Annotated in this window: 16 protein-coding genes; all 16 read left to right on the top strand. The window is 60.9% G+C overall.

The genetic code is table 11. The annotated features are described in order from the left end of the window. The first annotated feature begins 36 nt into the window (after positions 1-36). The 16 genes from mdoH to CLH61_RS03780 all read left to right on the top strand — a co-directional run bounded on the left by mdoH (position 37) and on the right by CLH61_RS03780 (position 20,636). Positions 37-2,064, top strand: a complete 2,028-nt coding sequence (gene mdoH / locus CLH61_RS03855) for a glucans biosynthesis glucosyltransferase MdoH (RefSeq protein WP_265734784.1) — start codon at positions 37-39, stop codon at positions 2,062-2,064. Between the two features lie 66 nt (positions 2,065-2,130). Continuing rightward, on the top strand, positions 2,131-3,714 hold the full coding sequence (locus CLH61_RS03850) for an OpgD/OpgG family glucan biosynthesis protein (RefSeq protein WP_099613395.1): 1,584 nt from the start codon (positions 2,131-2,133) through the stop codon (positions 3,712-3,714). A gap of 135 nt (positions 3,715-3,849) precedes the next feature. Then, complete coding sequence (locus CLH61_RS03845) at positions 3,850-4,530, top strand: GntR family transcriptional regulator (protein ID WP_099613701.1); 681 nt, start codon at positions 3,850-3,852, stop codon at positions 4,528-4,530. Between the two features lie 49 nt (positions 4,531-4,579). Continuing rightward, positions 4,580-5,467, top strand: a complete 888-nt coding sequence (gene prpB / locus CLH61_RS03840) for a methylisocitrate lyase (RefSeq protein WP_099613394.1) — start codon at positions 4,580-4,582, stop codon at positions 5,465-5,467. 33 nt (positions 5,468-5,500) lie between these two features. Next, entirely contained in the window at positions 5,501-6,631 is a 1,131-nt protein-coding gene (prpC, locus tag CLH61_RS03835) for a bifunctional 2-methylcitrate synthase/citrate synthase (protein WP_099613393.1), read from the top strand. A gap of 5 nt (positions 6,632-6,636) precedes the next feature. Further along, complete coding sequence (gene acnD / locus CLH61_RS03830) at positions 6,637-9,261, top strand: Fe/S-dependent 2-methylisocitrate dehydratase AcnD (protein WP_099613700.1); 2,625 nt, start codon at positions 6,637-6,639, stop codon at positions 9,259-9,261. Beyond that, positions 9,258-10,436, top strand: coding sequence for a 2-methylaconitate cis-trans isomerase PrpF (gene prpF / locus CLH61_RS03825; protein WP_099613392.1), 1,179 nt, complete (start codon positions 9,258-9,260; stop codon positions 10,434-10,436). The genes acnD and prpF overlap by 4 nt, the downstream gene beginning before the upstream one ends. Before the next feature lie 192 nt (positions 10,437-10,628). Further along, on the top strand, positions 10,629-11,348 hold the full coding sequence (locus CLH61_RS03820; protein WP_407657549.1) for a lytic transglycosylase domain-containing protein: 720 nt from the start codon (positions 10,629-10,631) through the stop codon (positions 11,346-11,348). 209 nt (positions 11,349-11,557) lie between these two features. Next, a complete protein-coding gene (locus CLH61_RS03815) occupies positions 11,558-12,319 on the top strand; it encodes a PEP-CTERM sorting domain-containing protein (protein WP_099613391.1) in 762 nt (253 codons plus the stop codon). A gap of 205 nt (positions 12,320-12,524) precedes the next feature. Continuing rightward, a complete protein-coding gene (locus CLH61_RS03810; protein ID WP_099613390.1) occupies positions 12,525-13,940 on the top strand; it encodes a TIGR03013 family XrtA/PEP-CTERM system glycosyltransferase in 1,416 nt (471 codons plus the stop codon). A gap of 62 nt (positions 13,941-14,002) precedes the next feature. Continuing rightward, positions 14,003-14,647: an XrtA/PEP-CTERM system exopolysaccharide export protein gene (locus CLH61_RS03805; RefSeq protein ID WP_099613389.1), complete on the top strand. Its 645-nt coding sequence runs from the start codon at positions 14,003-14,005 to the stop codon at positions 14,645-14,647. Positions 14,648-14,701: 54 nt separating this feature from the next. Then, positions 14,702-16,234: an XrtA system polysaccharide chain length determinant gene (locus CLH61_RS03800; RefSeq protein ID WP_099613388.1), complete on the top strand. Its 1,533-nt coding sequence runs from the start codon at positions 14,702-14,704 to the stop codon at positions 16,232-16,234. Further along, positions 16,231-17,154, top strand: coding sequence for a P-loop NTPase family protein (locus CLH61_RS03795; RefSeq protein ID WP_228152516.1), 924 nt, complete (start codon positions 16,231-16,233; stop codon positions 17,152-17,154). The genes CLH61_RS03800 and CLH61_RS03795 overlap by 4 nt, the downstream gene beginning before the upstream one ends. Positions 17,155-17,233: 79 nt before the next feature. Then, positions 17,234-18,475, top strand: a complete 1,242-nt coding sequence (locus CLH61_RS03790) for an outer membrane beta-barrel protein (RefSeq protein WP_099613387.1) — start codon at positions 17,234-17,236, stop codon at positions 18,473-18,475. A 35-nt stretch (positions 18,476-18,510) separates the two neighbouring features. Then, positions 18,511-19,458: an XrtA system polysaccharide deacetylase gene (locus tag CLH61_RS03785; protein WP_099613386.1), complete on the top strand. Its 948-nt coding sequence runs from the start codon at positions 18,511-18,513 to the stop codon at positions 19,456-19,458. A gap of 20 nt (positions 19,459-19,478) precedes the next feature. Further along, positions 19,479-20,636: a glycosyltransferase family 2 protein gene (locus tag CLH61_RS03780; RefSeq protein ID WP_099613385.1), complete on the top strand. Its 1,158-nt coding sequence runs from the start codon at positions 19,479-19,481 to the stop codon at positions 20,634-20,636. Positions 20,637-20,639: the final 3 nt, after the last annotated feature.

Genomic DNA, 20,639 nt, shown 5'->3' with positions numbered 1-20,639 from the left:
GCCTGGCGTCGCCGGGCCCTCGTCCGGCGATGGCTGATGGCATCGTTTGTCTTTGGTCAGACCCTGGTGGCCGGTTATTACCTGCTCTGGGTGCTGCCGTATCACGGCGGCACGATTGTGGAGCTGGGGATGCTCGGGCTCTTCGCCGTCCTGTATGCCTGGATAGCGGTGGGTTTCTGGACGGCGGTGTTCGGTTTTGTGTTGCGGCTGACCGGCGGTGACCGGCAGTCATTGTTGCGCCGGCATCCTCCGGAGGTGCTGGCGCAGACGCCATTGCAGAAAACCGCGGTGGTGTTGCCGGTCTACCATGAACCGGTGCACTGGACCTTCAGCGGTCTGAAGGCCGTTTTCCGGGACCTTGAGCGGGCCGGGCAGCTTGAGCATTTCGAGTTCTATATTCTGTCCGACAGCCGGGATCCGGAAGTCTGGCTGGAAGAGCAGGCCGCCTGGCGCCGGCTGTGCCGGGAACTGGACGCCGACGGGCGGTTGTTCTATCGCCGTCGCACGGTCAATCTCAACTACAAGAGTGGCAATGTGGCGGATTTCCTGCGGCGCTGGGGGCGACGTTGCCGATACATGGTGGTACTGGATGCTGACAGCCTGTTGAGTGGCAAGACCCTGGTCCGTATGGTGCAGTTGATGGAGCGGGAACCCCGGGTGGGTATCCTGCAGACCAACCCCGCCATCATCAACGGTCGCACATTGTTCGCCCGCCTCCAGCAGTTTGCCAACCGGCTGTATTCGCCCTTGTTCGCCACCGGGCTTGCGGCTATCCAGATGGGCGATGCCGCCTTCTGGGGTCACAATGCCATCCTCCGTACCGATGCCTTTATGAAGCACTGCGGCCTGCGCAAGTTGCGGGGCCGGGGGCTGTTTGGCGGACCGATCCTGAGCCACGATTTTGTCGAGGCAGCCTATATGGGGCGCGCCGGCTTTGAGGTTTGGCTGGAGCCTGGCCTGAGCCAGAGTTTTGAGGAATCGCCGCCAACCCTCGCAGACGAGCTGTCACGGGATGCGCGCTGGGCGCGGGGCAACCTGCAGCACCTCGCCATCATGCTGTTTGAGCCGGGCCTGAGATTTGCCCACCGCATGGCCTTCATGAACGGCATTATGTCGTACCTGGCCTCGCCCCTGTGGCTGGCCTTCCTGGTGCTGACCACCATCGAGGCGGTGCAGATGACATTGCTGCCGATCGATTATTTTCCGGAAGGGCATCAGGGCCTGATCCCGTTGTGGCCGGAGTGGCGACCGGAATGGGCCCTGGGCCTTGCCGTCAGTACCTTGATGCTACTGTTCCTGCCAAAGTTCCTGGCGGTGGCCGATCAACTGATCCGGGGATCGGCTCGTGGCTTTGGCGGTGCGGTGCGCATGCTGGCCAGTGTCTTGCTGGAAATTGTTATTTCGGTACTGCTGGCGCCGGTCCGGATGTTGACCCACAGCCGACATGTGATTCAGGCATTGCTTAATGTGACGGTGCGCTGGGCGGGGCAGAACCGGACCGGCGAGGCAACCTGGCGACAGGCGCTGGTAACCCAGCTGCCCGGTATGGTGATCGGCGCCGGCTGGTCCGCCTTTGCGTTCACTCTTGACCCGATGTTCTTCTTCTGGTCGCTCCCGGTTGCCATTCCCCTGGTACTGGCGGCGCCGACCCACGTCCTGCTGAGCCGTACCGGGCCGGGCACGGCGCTGCGCAAGCGCCGGTTACTGGTGATCCCTGAAGAGCAGGAGGGGCTTCCCCTGCTCGACGATGCCGCCCGCTTCCGCAGTGAAACCGGTGGCGGGACATCCCTGGGCGCGGTAGCGGAGGCGGTGCTGAATCCGGTGCTGAACCGTTTGCATTGTCAGCTGGCCCGCCCCCGCGGCCATCACGGCCGATGTCGCGCCCCGGCGGAGCTGACCGGGCGTTTTATCAAGGCCGGCCCCGATGCCTTGTCGAGACAGGAGCTGTGCCGCCTGTTGCAAGACCGGGACTGCCTGGCGCGCCTGCATACCCAGGCCTGGCGTGCCGGACCGGAATCCTGGTGGGGGCAGCGGATCCAGGCTCTGGGTGACGGAAGCCGTTGATCCACTGACCGCCAGGATAACGAGTCAACAGCAGGAAAACGAGCCAACAGAAAGGAGGAAGGATCTATGGATCGCCGATCCGTCATGAAGACACTGGCCGCTGCCGCCGGCATGGGCGCACTGCCTGCCGGGCTGCTGCTGGCGCCACTCACCCGGGCAGAGCCCCGGGGCAGTGCAACGCCCTTCAGTTATGCCTGGCTCAAAGGTCACGCCCGGAGCCTGTCCCGGCAGCCTTATGTGTCCCATGAGGGGGAGCTGCCGCCGTCCCTGAAGACGCTGTCCTGGGATGATTACCAGGCCATCCGTTTCAACGCCGACCAGGCATTGTGGAAGGGCAGCGACGGGGCCTTCCAGGTGCAGCTGTTCCATCTCGGGTTGTATTTCCAGGCACCGGTTCGGATCTACCAGGTGGAAGACGGCAAGGCCCGCGAGCTGGCTTATGATCCGGATTATTTCAGCTATGAAGGTGAGCAGCCCCTGGGCGAGCTGCCGGCAGACCTTGGGTTTGCCGGCTTCCGGGTGCATTTTCACACCAACTTCAAACTGGACCTGGCGGCGTTTCTCGGCGCCAGTTATTTCCGCGCGGTCGGTGACGAGATGCAGTACGGTCTGTCTGCCCGGGGGCTCGCGATCAACACCGGGATGAACCGCGAAGAGGAATTTCCGCGGTTCAGTGCCTTCTGGCTTGAGAAGCCCGCTCCGGACGGTGACCGCCTGGTAGTCCATGCCCTGCTGGATTCGCCGTCGGTCACCGGTGCCTATGCGTTCACCCTCCATCCCGGCAAACACATGGTGATGGAGGTGGACGCGGCGCTCTATCCCCGCCAGGCGATTGACCGCATTGGCATCGCGCCTCTCACCAGCATGTACCAGGTGGGCGAGAATCATCGCCGCATGGGCTACGACTGGCGCCCGGAAATCCACGACTCCGACGGCCTGGCACTGTGGAGCGGGGCCGGTGAGTGGATCTGGCGCCCACTGGTTAATCCTGTTGGTGTGCGGGTGAACAGCTTCCAGGATGAAAACCCGCGGGGATTCGGGCTGCTGCAGCGGGACCGTGATTTTGAGCATTACCAGGATGACGGAGTGTTCTATGACCGCCGCCCGGGCGCCTGGGTGGAACCACGGGGCGACTGGGGGCGGGGCGCAGTGATGCTGGTGGAAATTCCCACGGTGGACGAAACCTTCGACAACATCGTTGCCTTCTGGAATCCGGAGCGTCCGCTGGAGCCGGGCCAGGAGCACCTGTTCAGTTACCGGTTGACCTGGGGTGGCGAGCCCCCGGTGGCTCCGCGGCAGTTGGCCACTGCCCGCGCCACCCGCACCGGTCTCGGTGGGGTGGTGGGCCAGCAGCGGGAGTATTTTTCCTGGCGCTTTGCGGTGGATTTTGCCGGCGGGGCCCTGAATATGCTGGCGGAAGATGCCGGGGTGGTGCCGGTGATCAGTGCCAGTCGCGGCCGCGTCGAGATCACCTCGGCCCGGCCCTTGCCGGGCGGGCGCGGCTACCGTGCCATGTTTGATCTGGTTCCCGATGAGTCCACGGAGCCTGTGGATTTGCGCCTTTACCTGCGGCTGGGTGAGCAGCCACTGACCGAAACCTGGGTTTACCAGTACACGCCACCGGCCGTTGGCGAGAGAACACTCTATTAACCCCTATCAGCGCGGCTTGTATTAATCGTCGTTCTTATGTCGACAATATCTAAGGGGCACTCCGGCTGATTGTTGACAATAATACCAATGGGGCGTAAATTTCGGCCCATCGAAGTCATTATTGTTGACAAAAATATGCTGGACGTGACCCCGCAATCCTATACCCGAGCTGATGAGGCGTTTGATTGTCTGCAAACGGCCATCGTGAAAGGGGATCTTGCCCCCGGTGAGAAAATCGGCGAAGTGGAGCTGTGTTCCCGCTTCAACCTGACGCGGGGCCCTCTGCGGGAGGCCCTTGGTCGGCTGGAGTCCCGAGGCCTGCTGGTGCGTCGTCCCCATGCCGGGGTTAAGGTGGTTTCGGTCAGCGCCGAAGAGCTCATGGAGCTGTACCGCATCCGCGAAGTCATGGAAGGACTGGCCGCCCGCCAGGCCGCCGAGCGAATGACCGAGGCGGAAATCGCGGATCTCTACGCCACCCTCGACAGCCACGAAACCATGATTGAAGAAGCCCAGGGCCAGGCCTACTACCAGGCAGAAGGGGATTACGACTTCCACCACCGCATTGCCACCGGCAGCCGCAACACCAAGCTCGCGCAAATGCTGCTGGGGGATCTGTACTACATGGTGCGCATGTACCGTTACCGGCTCAGCACGTCCGCCGGTCGTCCGCATATGGCGTTGGGTGAGCACCGCAGCATCGTCGAAGCCATTGCCCAGCGGGATGGTGAACTGGCCGAGTTTCTGATGAAGCGCCACATCAACGCGGCCCGCAAGAATATTGAAAAGAAAATCCAGGAAGGTGGTCTGACCATCTGACAACAATCACAACACGCTTTAACCCATTCAACCGAAGAGGAACTGCCTCATGACTGCCAAGCTCTCCCCGGGTGCCCGCTTCCGCAAGGCCCTGAAAGAAAACCAGCCGCTGCAAATTGTTGGCACCATCAATGCCTACGCTGCCATGATGGCAGAGCGCGTCGGTCATCAGGCCATTTACCTGTCCGGTGGCGGCGTTGCCAACGCGTCATACGGCCTGCCGGACCTGGGCATGACCAGCCTTAACGACGTCATCGAAGATGTCCGCCGCATTACCGCTGCAACCGAACTGCCGTTGCTGGTGGATATCGATACCGGCTGGGGTGGGGCCTTCAACATCGCCCGTACCATCAAAGAAATGGAACGCGCCGGAGCCGCTGCCGTCCATATCGAGGACCAGGTTGCCCAGAAGCGCTGCGGCCACCGGCCGAACAAGGAAATTGTCTCCAAGGACGAAATGGTAGACCGTATCAAGGCCTGCGTTGACGCCCGCCAGGACGACGATTTCTTCATCATGGCCCGTACCGACGCCTTCCAGAAAGAAGGTCTGGAGGCTGCCATCGAGCGCGCCCAGGCGTGCATTGAAGCCGGTGCCGACGGTATTTTCGCCGAAGCGGTAACCGAGCTGGAGCACTACAAGGCCTTCTCCGAGGCGCTGGATGTGCCAATCCTGGCCAACATCACCGAGTTCGGCGCCACGCCGCTGTACAACAAGCGCGAGCTGGCCGAGGCCGGTGCCGGTATGGTGCTGTACCCGCTGAGCGCCTTCCGTGCCATGAACAAGGCCGCGGTGACGGTGTACCAGAACATCCTGGAGAAAGGTGACCAGAAGGACGTCGTTGATCTGATGCAGACCCGCATGGAACTGTACGATTTCCTCAACTACCACGATTTCGAACAGAAGCTGGACCAGCTCTTCCAGCAGAAAAAAGCTTGATACAACAACATCCGGAAACGAGGGAGAAGACCCATGGCTGAAGCAAAGAAACTCGGGGGCGCAGGTCTCCGCGGCCAGGTGGCCGGCGAGACGGCACTGTGCACCGTTGGCAAGACCGGAGCCGGTCTGACATACCGTGGCTACGACATCAAAGAGCTGGCGGATAACGCCCAGTTCGAAGAAGTGGCCTACCTGCTGCTGCGCGGCAAGCTGCCCAACCAGCAGGAGCTGGCGGACTACAAACAGAAGCTCAGCGGCCTGCGTGAACTGCCGGAAGCCCTGAAAGCCGTGCTGGAACAGATTCCCGCCAACGCCCACCCGATGGACGTGATGCGGACGGGTTGCTCCATGCTGGGCAACCTGGAAACCGAGCAGGATTTCTCCGAGCAGCTCGACCACATCGACCGGATGCTGGCGGTATTCCCGTCCATCATCAACTACTGGTACAACTTTGCCCATAACGGCAAACGCATCAATACCGCGACCGCTGCCGACTCCATTGCCGAGCATTTCCTGTGGACCCTGCACGACAAGCAGCCGGACCCGCTGCACGTCAAGGTCATGCACGCATCGCTGATCCTGTACGCCGAGCACGAGTTCAACGCCTCCACCTTTACCGCCCGGGTTTGTGCCTCCACGCTGTCTGACATCCACAGCTGCGTGACCGGTGCGATTGGCTCCCTGCGTGGTCCGCTGCACGGTGGCGCCAACGAAGCCGCGATGGCAATGATCGAGAACTGGACGTCCGCCGACGAAGCGGAAGAAAAGATCATGGGCATGCTGGCACGCAAGGACAAGATCATGGGCTTCGGCCACGCGATCTACAGCACCTCCGATCCCCGTAACGCGATTATCAAGGAATGGTCGAAGAAGCTGGCCGAGCAGGTTGGCGACACCGTGCTGTACCCGGTATCCGAGCGGGTTGAAGCGGTCATGTGGCGGGAGAAGAAGCTGTTCTGTAACGCGGACTTCTTCCACGCTTCGGCTTACCACTTCATGGGCATTCCCACCGAGCTGTTCACCCCGATCTTCGTTTGCTCGCGGGTTGCCGGCTGGACCGCCCACGTCATGGAGCAGCGCGCCAACAACCGGATCATCCGTCCGAGCGCCGAGTATACCGGCCCGGAACACCAGGACTGGACGCCGATTGAGCACAGAGAGTGACCACCATGAATACCGAATTCCGCAAATCGCTTCCGGGTACCGACCTGGAATACTACGACACCCGCCAGGCGGTGGAAGCCATCAAGGCCGGCTCCTACGCCAGGCTTCCGTATACCTCCAAGATCCTGGCTGAGCAGCTGGTTCGCCGCTGCGACAAGGAATCCCTCACCGATTCCCTCAAGCAGCTGATCGAACGCAAGCGCGACCTGGACTTTCCCTGGTACCCGGCGCGGGTAGTGTGCCACGACATCCTCGGCCAGACCGCCCTGGTAGACCTGGCGGGCCTGCGCGATGCCATCGCGGAGAAGGGCGGCGATCCTTCCAAGGTGAACCCGGTGGTGCAGACCCAGCTGATCGTGGACCACTCCCTGGCGGTGGAAGCCGCGGGCTTTGATCCGGATGCCTTCGAGAAGAACCGCGCCATCGAAGACCGCCGTAACGAAGACCGGTTCCACTTCATCAACTGGACCCGCACAGCGTTCCACAACGTAGACGTGATTCCGGCCGGTAACGGCATCATGCACCAGATCAACCTGGAGAAAATGTCTCCGGTGATTCAGAACCGTGCTGATCAGGATGGCCATCAGATTGCCTATCCGGACACCTGTGTCGGTACCGACAGCCACACCCCGCACATCGATGCCCTGGGTGTTATCGCCGTCGGCGTGGGCGGCCTTGAAGCCGAAACCGTGATGCTGGGCCAGCCCTCCATGATGCGTCTGCCGGACATCGTCGGCGTGAAGCTCACCGGCAAGCGTCAGCCGGGCATCACCGCGACGGACATCGTGCTGGCCATTACTGAGTTCCTGCGCAAGGAGCGGGTGGTCGGTGCTTATCTCGAGTTCTTCGGTGAAGGTGCTTCCAGCCTGACCATCGGCGACCGTGCCACCATCTCCAACATGACTCCGGAATACGGTGCCACCGCCGCGATGTTCTACATCGACGAACAGACCATCGATTACCTGAAGCTGACCGGTCGCGAGCCGGAGCAGGTTGACCTGGTCGAGAAGTACGCCAAAGAAACCGGCCTGTGGGCCACAGAAATGGCGGAAGCCCAGTACGAGCGTGTGCTGGAGTTTGATCTGTCTACCGTGGTGCGTAACGTAGCTGGCCCGTCCAACCCGCATCGCCGTGTCGCAACATCCGATCTGCACGACCGCGGCATTGCCGTGAACCTGGACAAGGCGCTGGAAGAAGAGAAAAAGGGCCTGATGCCCGATGGCGCGGTCATCATCGCGGCGATCACTTCCTGCACCAACACCTCCAACCCCCGCAACGTGGTGGCTGCCGGCCTGCTGGCCAAGAAAGCCAACGAGCTGGGGCTGGTCCGCAAGCCCTGGGTGAAGTCGTCCTTTGCACCGGGTTCCAAGGTCGCCCGCCTGTACCTGGAAGAAGCGGGTCTGTTGCCGGAACTGGAAAAGCTGGGCTTTGGTATCGTGGCCTACGCCTGCACCACCTGTAACGGTATGTCTGGCGCGCTGGACCCGAAAATCCAGCAGGAAATCATCGACCGCGACCTGTACTCCACCGCGGTGCTGTCCGGCAACCGTAACTTCGACGGCCGGATTCACCCCTACGCCAAGCAGGCCTTCCTGGCGTCGCCGCCGCTGGTCGTGGCCTACGCCATCGCCGGTACCGTGCGTTTCGATATCGAGCGGGATGCCCTGGGTTACGACAAGGATGGCAAGCCGGTCACCCTGAAAGACCTGTGGCCGTCTGATGAAGAAATCGACCGCATCGTCGGTGAGTTTGTGAAGCCGGAGCAGTTCAAGCAGGTGTACATCCCGATGTTCAACCTGGACGCTGCCGAGCAGGCCAAGAGCCCGCTGTACGACTGGCGCCCGCAGTCTACCTACATCCGTCGTCCGCCGTATTGGGAAGGCACCATGGCCGCCGAGCGCCAGCTCAAGGGCATGCGCCCGCTGGCGATCTTGCCGGACAACATCACCACCGACCACCTGTCGCCGTCCAACGCCATCATGATGGACTCGGCAGCCGGTGAGTACCTGCACAAGATGGGCCTGCCGGAGGAAGACTTTAACTCCTACGCAACCCACCGCGGTGACCACCTGACGGCCCAGCGTGCCACCCTGGCCAACCCGAAGCTGTTCAACGAAATGGTTCGGGACGAAAACGGCGAAGTGGTGCAGGGCTCCCTGGCCCGTGTGGAGCCGGAAGGCAAGACCATGCGCATGTGGGAAGCCATCGAAACCTACATGGAACGCAAGCAGCCGCTGATTATCGTGGCCGGCGCCGACTATGGTCAGGGTTCTTCCCGTGACTGGGCCGCCAAGGGTGTCGCTCTGGCAGGTGTGGAAGCCATCGTGGCCGAAGGCTTCGAGCGTATTCACCGTACCAACCTGATCGGCATGGGTGTAATGCCCCTGCAGTTCGAGGAAGGCACCACACGCCAGACCCTGCAGCTGGACGGTACCGAAACTTACGACGTAGAAGGTACCCCGGCACCGGGTGCGAAGCTGGAGCTGGTCATCCATCGCAAGACCGGTGAAGAAGACCGGGTACCGGTCATCTGCCGACTGGATACCGCGGAAGAAGTCACCGTTTACTCCGCCGGCGGCGTCCTGCAGCGCTTTGCCCAGAACTTCCTGGCGTCTGAGGGGGCGGCATGATGCACGCCCCACAAATAAAAGTGCCCGCCACCTACATGCGTGGCGGCACCAGCAAAGGTGTGTTCTTCCGCCTGCAGGATCTGCCGGAAGCGTGCCAGGTCCCGGGTGAGGCCCGGGACAAGCTGCTGATGCGGGTCATCGGCAGCCCCGATCCTTACGAGAAGCAGATCGACGGCCTCGGCAACGCCACCTCCAGCACCAGCAAGACGGTGATCCTGGCCGAGAGTACCCAGCCGGATCACGATGTAGACTACCTGTTTGGCCAGGTTGCCATCGACAGGCCGTTTGTGGACTGGAGTGGTAACTGCGGCAACCTGACGGCGGCGGTCGGCGCCTTCGCCATCAACAGCGGTTTTGTCGCCAAAGAGCACATTCCGGACAATGGCATCTGCACCGTACGGATCTGGCAGGCCAATATCCGGAAAACCATTGTCGCCCACATCCCCATTACCAACGGTGAAGTGCAGGAAACCGGCGACTTTGAACTGGACGGCGTCACCTTCCCGGCGGCGGAAGTGCAGATCGAGTTCATGGATCCTGCGGATGGGGAAGGGGCCATGTTCCCCACCGGCAACCTGGTGGATGAGCTGGAGGTGCCCGGTGTCGGCACCCTGCAAGCGACCATGATCAACGCCGGTATCCCGACCATCTTCGTGAATGCGGAAGACATCGGCTACAAGGGTACGGAGCTGCAGAACGACATCAACAGCGACCCGAAGGCGCTGGCGATGTTCGAGACCATCCGCGCCCACGGTGCTGTCAGGATGGGGCTGATCAAGGATGTCAGCGAAGCCGCGAACCGGCAGCACACGCCGAAAGTGGCGTTTGTGGCCAAGCCGGTGGATTATGTGTCCTCCAGTGGCAAGCAGATTAACGCAGCTGACATCGACGTGCTGGTGCGGGCGCTGTCCATGGGCAAGCTGCACCACGCCATGATGGGTACGGCGGCGGTCGCGATCGCCACCGCTTCGGCGGTTCCCGGAACCCTGGTGAACCTGGCAGCGGGCGGCGGTGAGCGGAACCACGTTACCTTTGGCCACCCGTCCGGAACCCTGCGGGTGGGTGCCGAGGCGAAGGCGGTCGACGGAGAGTGGACCGCCACCAAAGCCATCATGAGCCGCAGTGCGCGGATTATCATGGAAGGTTGGGTGAGGGTGCCGGGCGACTGCTTCTGAGTAGTCTCATTGCCCGCTCGCCTGGGCAAGTCACCCCTGTGAAGCCGCAGCAGCCGATGACCGGTTGCTGCGGCTTTGCTGTATGTGGAACCGTTCGGTTTAATTTGCCGGGGAAGGCTTTATAATCCCGGACATTGACCAACAACACGAATACCGTTTGCGCACCGATGCTGCAGTCACCATGAGGTCCGGATGAACATTGCCGCAAAATTTGCGATACCGACTTTGCTGGTGACCGTATTGATGGCCGCGCTGGTGGTACCCGCGGCGGTGCAGGCGGATTCGGTGCGTCGTATCGTCCATCCGGATGGCACGGTCGAGTTCACCAACGTAACCGGTGCCCGGGCCAAGCCTTCTACCAAGAAGGAAACCGTGTACCGCTACAAGGACAGCAACGGTGTGGTCGCCTTCAGTGAGATGCGGCCGGCGGATGCGGAATTCGATGTGATCCGCTTCGAGTGCTATGCCTGCAAGCCCAATTCCACCATCAACTGGCATAAAACCCGGTTGTTTCTCGAACCATACCAGGATGAAATCCGCATTGCGGCCCGCAGCTTCGGTGTCGATCCGGCACTGGTCCGAGCGGTCATCCATGCCGAGTCTGCATTCAACCCCCAAGCGGTATCCTCCAAGGGAGCCCAGGGGCTGATGCAGCTCATGCCGGGCACCGCACGTGAGGTTGGTGTCAGCAATGCGCTGGATGCCGCCCAGAATATCCGTGGTGGTGTCAATTACCTGGCCCGCATGCTCCAGCTGCATGATGGCAACATCAAGCTGGCCACGGCCGCCTACAACGCCGGTCCCGGCGCGGTTGACCGCCACGGTGGCATTCCCCCCTATGCTGAAACCCGCGCTTATGTGGAACGGGTGGGCATCCTTCATCAGCGCTATCGCAACGAAGCGGTGAACTAAGAGTTAGCAGTAAGGGGACAGATCTTAAGTCTGTCCCCATTCCGTAGAAGTCTGTCCCCGTATCGCATGTGCACCCGTCAGCTTGTTTTACACCTTGTCGGGTGGTGATTTTTTAACCTGATGATATCCCAAAGAAAAGGAAAGTGGCCCTTTATTTGCTTTTGGTTCGGGTGCCGAAACACCCGTAGAAAAAACCAAAGGAGTGACAAATGAAAAAGGGTTTCGTGAAACAACTCGCGGGGTTTGCTGTTGCCTCGACGCTGTCGGTGTCTGCTGCCCATGCAGCACTGATCAACGTCACGGTAAGTGGCCCCGGAACGGCAACGGCGGAAGCTGCCGAAGCCACCTTCCTCTCATTTCTGAAAGACACCACCACCGAAACATTCGAGGGCTTTACCGCTGCGACCAGCTCTGCAGACCAGTCCGTCACTATCAATACCAGCGTTGGCAGCTTCGAGCAGCTGATGACCGGTGGCGATTATGCGTCGGAATCCTGTAATGCAGACGGTTTCAGTTGTCTCGGTGGCTTGGCTATTCTCAATCAGGACACCTCGCCGTTTGACGGTCGGTTCCCGATGCCAACAGATGCAGCCAATACCAACTGGCTCGACAGCATGGACTCCCAAGAGGTGCAGTTCAGCCTTGCAGGCCTGTTTACCGCTGTCGGCTTCTATCTGACCGATCCCAACGATGTGGGCGGGCTGATGGACATTGTGTTCGCTGACGCAAGCAGCGCAACCTTTGACCTCAGCAACGTCTTCACCGGCGCCCACAGCAGTGGCGGAGCCTACTACCTGGGGTTTATGAGCGACATGGCGATAACGTCGCTGGTATTCCGGAGTAATGACGAGAACGATGGCTTCGGGATTGACAACGTAACGGTGGGAACGGTGCCAGAACCGGGTACCCTCGCACTGCTCGGACTGGGGTTGGCAGGGATTGGCGCTATGCGCCGCCGCAAGTCTGCGTAAGCCTGACCCGAGGCTGTTTCGGCTGTCACGAGAACCCCGGGTTTCCGGGGTTTTTGTTGTCGAAATTCTTTACAGATTCCATGTAAAGATTGCGGAGCGGGCCAATTGAATTTTTGTAAAGTTGGATTACACTTTGTAAATGTTTTGTAACTGGCTGCACAGGACGCAGCGGGGAATTACGGTGTGAGAAACACAAGGAGTCGACGTGGCCCACGTCAGATTGTTCGGACACTACATTCATCTGCCGTTTGTCATTCTCGGTCTGATCGACCTGCTGATCCTGATCGCGGCCTTCAGCCTTACTGTGTTCTTCCGCTTTTTCGGCGACCTGTCTTTTTTTCTCGAAAGCACCCCGTTTGTCTTGCCGTCGGCCTTGGTATTCGGGCTGGCGAACCTGCTGGTGATGGTAGCGCTGGGGGTTCACCAGTCGCGGCTGGAAGAGGGCATGTCCGGCATGATGCTGCGGACCCTGATGGCACTGATCGTGAGTCTGCCGCTGTCGGGAACGGCCTATCTACTGGCCGGGGAGTGGCTCTGGTACCTGGGGCAGAGCGGGGTACTGACCACCTCATCCGTGTTCGCGCTCTTTCTGTTGGGTATCGGCCGCACCCTGTTCTTCGCCCTGGTGGGCAAGGATGCCTTCAAACGCAAAGTCCTGGTACTGGGTGCCGGGCTGCGGGCGCGCCAGATGCTCGAAGACCTGACTACCCCCTTCAATCGCAAGGGCTTCATCCTGGAAGGGTTTGTCCCGTTGCCGGGAGAGCCGGTGGAAGTTACCCGGTCACTGCTGATTCATCCGCCCCTGACGCTGCTCGAGTACGTACGCTCCCATCGTCGCATCAGCGAAATCGTGGTTGCAGTGGACGATCGCCGCAAGGGGTTACCCATGGATGACCTGCTTGAATGCAAGATGGACGGAATCCGGATTGTGGAGGGCGCCACCTTCTACGAACGGGAATCCCGCAAGGTGGCCCTGGAGATGATTACCCGTGGCTGGCTGGTATTTTCGGACGGGTTCTCGCTGTCCTCGGTCTCCGGTTTCGGCAAACGCGCCCTCGATCTGCTGACGTCCGGAAGCTTGCTGCTATTGAGCCTGCCCCTGATGGTGCTGACGGTACTGGCTATCAAGGTTGAGGATGGCATGCGGGCGCCGGTGCTGTACAGCCAGGAGCGGGTCGGGCTTAACGGCCAGGTGTTCCGGGTTCACAAATTCCGTTCCATGGTTACCGACGCCGAGAAGAACGGTGCCGTCTGGGCGAGCAAGAATGACAGCCGGGTGACCCGGGTGGGCGAGTTTATCCGCAAGGTTCGCATCGACGAGTTGCCACAGGTCTTCAACGTACTCAACGGCACCATGGCCTTTGTGGGGCCGCGGCCGGAGCGGCCGGTGTTTGTGCAGCAACTGGCGGAAAAAATTCCGTTTTACAACGAACGGCACCGGGTCAAGCCCGGTATCACCGGCTGGGCACAGCTTTGCTTTGCCTATGCGGACAACGAGGAGGACACCCGGGAGAAACTCCGGTACGACCTCTATTACATCAAGAACCAGAGTTTGCTGCTGGATTTGTTGATTATAATTCAAACAGTGGAAGTGGTATTGTTCAAAAAAGGATCAAGGTAGTTCCGGGAGTGCGCTGTCTCCGGAACATGGAATAAAAGCACGGACCTCTGCGAGGAATAAAAATGTCACGGATGTACACGTTCCTGGGGCTGATCTTCACCCTCCTGGCGGTAGCCATGTCTTCAGGTTGCGCCGCTCCCTCCGCTTCGTCGCCGGACAAGATCCGGCAGGCGCTCAACGTCGATAACTCACGCAGTGTCGACCAGTATGTTCTCGGTGCCACCGATGTGGTCCGCGTTTCGGTATGGCGTAACGACGATCTCAGCATCTCCGTTCCGGTGCGACCGGATGGCAAGATCTCGGTGCCTCTGGTAGGCGATGTGCAGGCCGCCGGAAAAACTCCGGAAGGTCTGGCCAATGATATCGAAGAGCGGCTCTCGGCCTATATCCGCCAACCCCAGGTCAGTGTTGTGGTAACCAGTATGGGCAGCCACGAATTCAGCGACCGGGTGCGGATAACCGGCGCTGTAACCCAGCCGATGTCGGTTCCACACCGCGCCGGCATGACGGTGCTCGACGTGGTGCTGGAGGCCGGCGGGGCGACACCCTTTGCCGCGCTGAACAACGCCATGCTGTACCGGGTTAATGGCAACGACGTGGTCGCCATCCCGGTGCGACTCGGGGATATTCTTTCCCGGGGTGATATCAAGACCAACTACGCCATACGTCCCGGCGACATTCTCAGTGTGCCCGAGCGGGTATTCTGAGCGGTTGCCGGGCGCACGGAACGCGATCTGTAAATACTGAATGGGTAGTGTGTTATGGCCATGCCTCTGTCTCAAATGCCAGCGGAAATCCTGAGGGAAGTGCGTGCCCGCAAGTGGCTGGCACTCCTGCTGTTCACCGTTGTCAGTTTTGCGGTACTGGTGACGGGCTTTCTCTGGCCGTACAAGTATGAATCCCAGGTGGTCATCTTTGTGGACGACCGCAACATTATCCGACCTCTGATGGAGGGCAGTGCGGTCACCACCCAGATCAATGACCGCACTTCCGCGGCCAAGGAACTGTTGTGGAGTCGCAGTGTGGTGGAGCAGGTAGCGACGGACCCGGAGATCTTCGGATCCGATGGCGCAAATACGGACCCGGTTGTCCTTGAAAACCGCATTGCCGAATTGCGGGCCAACCTGTTTGTGAGGCCCCGCGGCGACAGTTACTTCAGTATCGGCTATGCCTCCGAATCGCCAAACCAGGCCTTCCAGGTGGCCCAGCGACTCGGGCAGCTGTTCATTGCCGAGAACAACGAGCGCAAACGCCAGGAAAGCCGCAGCGCCTACGAGTTTATCGACAAGCAGGTCAAGGGATACGAGTCCCAGCTCGCCGAAGTCGAGGAACGGCTGAAGAACTTCCTCTCCGAAAATGTGGACGGCACCGAGGGCGACGCTAACCAGCGCATGGCCAGCCTGCGCAACCAGATTGAGTTGGCCGAGCTGGAGCGCCAGGAGATGTTTACCCGGGCCCAGTCCCTGGAGGCGGAGCTGAACGGCATCAATCCGATGGTTTCATCCGGTGGCGCCACGGTGGACGTCTACCAGAACAGGATCAACAGCTTGCAGGAGCAACTGGATAACCTGCGCCTGCGCTACCACGACACCTATCCCGATATCGTGATCCTCCGCCAGCAGATTGAACAACTGCAACGGCAGCGGGACCGGGCCGCGGCCAATGCCGACCCTAACCGGGTCATCACTACCGGTGAACGGTCATCAAACCCGGTGTACCAGGATGTGCGCACCGCGCTGGCGGAAACCCGCGCCGCGATCCAGACCAGGGATACCCGGATCCGCGCCCTGCGGGCGCTGCTCAACGAACAGATCCTGCGAATGGAGCGAATCCAGGGTAACAAGACGGAATACGCCGAGCTGACCCGCGACATGGAAGTTAACAAACAGATCTACGACGACCTGTTGAAACGTCGGGAACGGGCCAGGGTCTCCATGCACCTGGACGTGGAAGGCCAGGGCCTGAATTACCGCATCAACGAGTCTGCCCAGTTCCCCCGCGGTGCCAGTGGGCCGAAGTTCGCCACCTTCGCCGTGGGCGGCCTGTTTCTCGGCCTGCTTGCGCCGTTTGGGCTGATTGCCGGTCTGCTGCAGATTGACCCACGGGTCAGGGCGCGTCAGCAGCTGGAAGAAACGGTCGGGCTGCCAGTGCTGGTACGCCTTCCCGAGGTAAAAACACCGTTCGAGCGACGGCGCGAACGCCGGGTCACCAGTATGGTGATCGTCTGCGTGGTTCTGGTGGCGGCGGTATACATCGCCATAGCAGTGGGCTCAATGATGGGAGTCATCGGATGACCGGGCAAAAGAAGCAGGATGGCGCGGGCAGCGCCAGCGTGGGCGAAGTGGCAGGCCGGGACGAGACCAACGGGCGCAGCCGGGAAAGTAATTACTGGGTGCGCCGCAAGGATGAACCTTCGAAAGAGGTGAACGGCAGCGTTGGTGGCGATGGCGTGCCCTATTCGGAGTGGGACGATTCGCGCATGCTGGTGCCCAGCTCGCTGGAACTCGGTCCCGGCGCCGTCGACCGTTTTGTCATCAGCAAGCAGATCGTGCGGATGCAGGAGCCCCGCAAGCTGACCCGCGACGACCTGGATGAACGCCGGATCATCTATCCGGAGTCGTCCAACCGGCAACTGGTCAACCGCTTTCGCGACCTGCGTACCCGGCTGCTGGAGGCCTCAGGCGGCAACAACTTCACCCTGGTGGTCAGCGGCGCCACCAGCGGGGCGGGCAGCTCGTTCGTGGCGCTGAACCTTGCCGCTGCGTTCGCCTTTGACCAGGCCAAAACCGCGGTGATCATTGACTGCAATCTGCGCCAGCCGACGCTGCATTCCACCCTGGATATTGTGCCGGAACACGGCTTGACGGACTTCCTCGATGATCCGGATTACGACATTGCCCGCATTCTGTACCCTACGGGAATCCCGCGGCTGCGGCTGATTCCCGCTGGCAGCCGGCGGGAGATTCCGGCGGAGTTCTTTACCTCGTTCCGGATGAAACAGTTCATCCAGGCGGTGCGGCGCCGGTACCCGGACCGTTTCATCATTCTCGATACCGCGCCGATCAGCGAATCCCCGGACGCCCGCATCCTCAGTGAACTGTGCGATTACGCCATGCTGGTCGTACCTCATGGCAAGGTCACGCCCGGGATGGCAGAAGAGGCGGCCGTTGCCTTTCATCCGGAAAAATTCGTGGGAGCCGTGATCAATGGTTAGCCAAACGGGAGTTGTAAGCTTGTGCTCGTTGCGCCTCTTTTCATGGCGGGCCCTGAGAGTCGGGTCATGGCCGGCGTTGATGGCCGGGGTTGTCGCTAGCGTCCCGGGGCTGGCAGCTGCGGAGCCGCTGCGTATCACCGGGGGCCTCGAAAGCCGGTATTCCGACAACGCCACCTTGTCGTCCTCCAATGAAACCAGCGACATCGAGAACCGGGTAAACATCGGGCTTGCCTACCAAAGCGATCCTGGGACCTGCAATGCCTCACTGGCCTCGCGTTTCGGGTACGGCATCTGGATGGATGATACCTACGACAACGAAACCTACACCAATATGGATTTTCTTGGTGACTGTGAGATCAACGATAACCTGAAGTGGGAGCTGACCGACCACCTGCGGGACGTCACCGAAGATTCCCGCGCCGGCGACACCCCGGAGAACCGCACCCGCAAGAATATTTTCCGCACCGGACCGGTGCTGAACTTCCGCCTCAGCCAGGTCGATGAAATGGTGCTGCGTGCTCACTACGAACAGACCGATTACAGCGAGTCCACAGAGCCGGACAGTGACCGCTATGTTGCCTCGGCGGCCTGGAACCACCTGATTGATCCGACCCTGACGGCAGGCCTGTCGGCCTCGGCCGACCGTGCAGAGCTGGATACCGGCGAGGAAATAGACCGCGATACGCTGTCCGCTACCTTTGCCAAGCAGTGGGCGGCAACCCGTGTGAGCGGTTCCCTGGGCATGAGCCAGCTGGAAAGCCGGCTGAACAACATCACCCGCAAAAGCGACGGCATAGTTGGTGATCTGGAGCTGGTCCGTGACATCAACCCCACCACCCGCGCTTCACTCAAGGCGAGTCGGGAGCTGACCGACCAGACCTCCGACTACGACATTCGCTTCGGGCCGTTTGTGTTCAATCTCGAACAGACCGCACCGGTGGAAGTAACCGCGATTCGCGGCTCCCTGGACAAACAGTTCAGTGACGGCAGTACCGTGGGGGTGACCGGCTACGGGGCCCGCACCGATTACATCCTGACCGACCTTACCGATTACCGTGCCGGCGTCAGCAGCCGCTACCGCCGACCGGTTACCCAGTTTGTCGGCTTCACGGCGGGCCTGGGGTACGACTTCTATGACTACGGTGGCGAGGTCGATTCCAACGACCATCTCGTCAAGGCGACAGTGGGTCTGGACTATCAGCTGAGCCAGAAACTGACCGCGAATGGCAGTATCGGTCACGAGCGGCGGGAAAGCGAAACCACGACCCGTGACTATGACGAAAACTGGATTTTGCTCGGCCTGAGTTACCAGTTCCGCTGATACGGAACAGACAAACCGGGCCAGGGAAGGGCGCAATGGACAGCATCCGCAATGCTTTGACAATCGATGTGGAAGATTACTTCCAGGTGGCGGCGCTGGCTGAAGCCGTGCGCCGGGACGACTGGGAGTCCATGGAGTACCGGGTAGAGGCCAACACTGACCGGTTGCTGGCACTGCTCGACCGGTTCGATACCCACGCAACCTTCTTCACCCTGGGCTGGGTGGCTGAACGTTCCCCCGAACTGGTGCGGCGAATCCGGGCGGCCGGTCATGAAGTCGCCAGCCACGGCTACAGCCATCAACTGATCTACAACCAGGCGCCGGACGTCTTCCGGGAAGAAACCCACCGGGCCAAGGCAATTCTGGAAGATATCCTTGGTGAGCCGGTCACCGGTTACCGGGCGGCGAGCTACTCGATTACAGCGCAATCCCGCTGGGCGCTGGATATTCTGGGGGAAGAGGGCTTCACCTGGGATTCCTCCATCTTCCCGGTCCACCACGACCGCTACGGCATGCCCGATGCCCCCCGCTGGCCGTACCGCCTGACAACCGATAACGGTTACGAGCTGGCGGAATTTCCCCTCAGTACCCTGAAACTGCCCGGCTATACCTTACCGATCGCCGGCGGGGGGTACTTTCGCCTGTTTCCCTACTGGTTCAGCCAGTGGGGGCTGGGCTCCATCAACCGCCAGGGGCAACCCTTTGTGTTCTATCTGCACCCCTGGGAAGTCGACCCCGGCCAGCCCCGGCTCAAGGTGAAGTGGCTGTCCCGGTTCCGCCACTATAACAACCTCGAAGTGTGTGAGCAGCGCCTGACCCGGTTACTGCAGCGTTTCTCCTTCACCACCATGAGCGAGGTACTGAGGGGGTACGGCGTGCTGGATGCTGAGGAACCGCAGGCGGAAAGGGCGCCTCAAGTTCGGACACAGGAGCACGGACAGGATCGTCCGCGCTCAGACTCTCACCTACTCAAGACGCTGTAACGCCTCAGGGACGGTTTACCATGTTGTACGCGTTGTTCTGGATGTCACTGATTCTGCTGGTGTACATCTACGCCGGCTACCCCTTGCTCGTGCGGCTCGCCGCGCGCCTGGCCCCGGAGCCGGTGCGCGCACACGATGGCGAGACACCCCGGGTATCGGTGCTGATTGCCGCCTTCAATGAAGCCGCAGAAATCGAAGCTACCCTCCGCAACAAGCTGGCCCAGAATTATCCCGCCGACCGGCTCGAACTCCTGGTGATCTCCGACGACTCCGACGACGGCACCGACGACATCGTGCGCAACGTTGCCGCGGGTTCCGCCATCCCGGTCCGCCTGTTCCGCCAGGTGCCCCGCCAGGGCAAAACCGCCGGACTGAACACCCTGGTCCCCGAAGCATCCGGCGAAATCCTCCTGTTCTCCGACGCCAATTCCCAGTGGGATCCGGACGCCATCCGTTACCTCGTCAGCAACTTTGCCGATCCGGAGGTCGGCTACGTCACCGGCAAGATGGTCTACGTCAACGACGCGGGCAACCTGGTCGGCGATGGTTGTAGCGCCTATATGAAGTATGAGAACTGGCTGCGGGAACAGGAAACCCGAACCGGCTCCATCATCGGTGTGGATGGCGGCATCGACGCCATGCGAAAAGCCCTGTACCGACCCCTTAACCCCGACCAGCTGCCCGACTTTGTCCAGCCCCTCAAAGTGGTGGAGCAGGGCTACCGCGTGGTGTACGAGCCCCGCGCCCTGCTGAAAGAGCCCGCGCTCAGCGACAGCACCAGCGAATTCAGCATGCGGGTAAGGGTCAGCCTGCGGGCACTTTGGGCACTGAAAGACATGGCCGCCCTGATGAACCCGCTCCGCCACGGCTTCTTCGCCCTCCAGCTCATCTCCCACAAGCTGCTCCGCTACCTGGCCTTCATCCCGCTGGCCACCTTCACCCTGGCCACCCTGCTACTGATGCCGCGCGGCGGCATCTACCCGCTGGCATTCCTCGGCCTGGTAGCCCTCTACGGGCTGGCGTGGATCGGCAGCAAAAACGAAAGCGCCGGCCGCAATTTCGGCCCGCTGTACTCCGTGCCCTATTACTTCCTGCTGCTGAACGTGGCGTCGCTGAAAGCGGTGCTGGCGTTCTTGCGGGGGGAGAAGCGGGTGGTTTGGAAGCCGAGGAAGGGGTAGTTG

The sequence above is a fragment of the Marinobacter profundi genome (assembly GCF_002744715.1).
GTDB classification, from domain to species: domain Bacteria; phylum Pseudomonadota; class Gammaproteobacteria; order Pseudomonadales; family Oleiphilaceae; genus Marinobacter; species Marinobacter profundi.
Note: the sequence above shows the minus strand (reverse complement) of the source record. Positions and strands in the feature narration are given on the sequence as shown.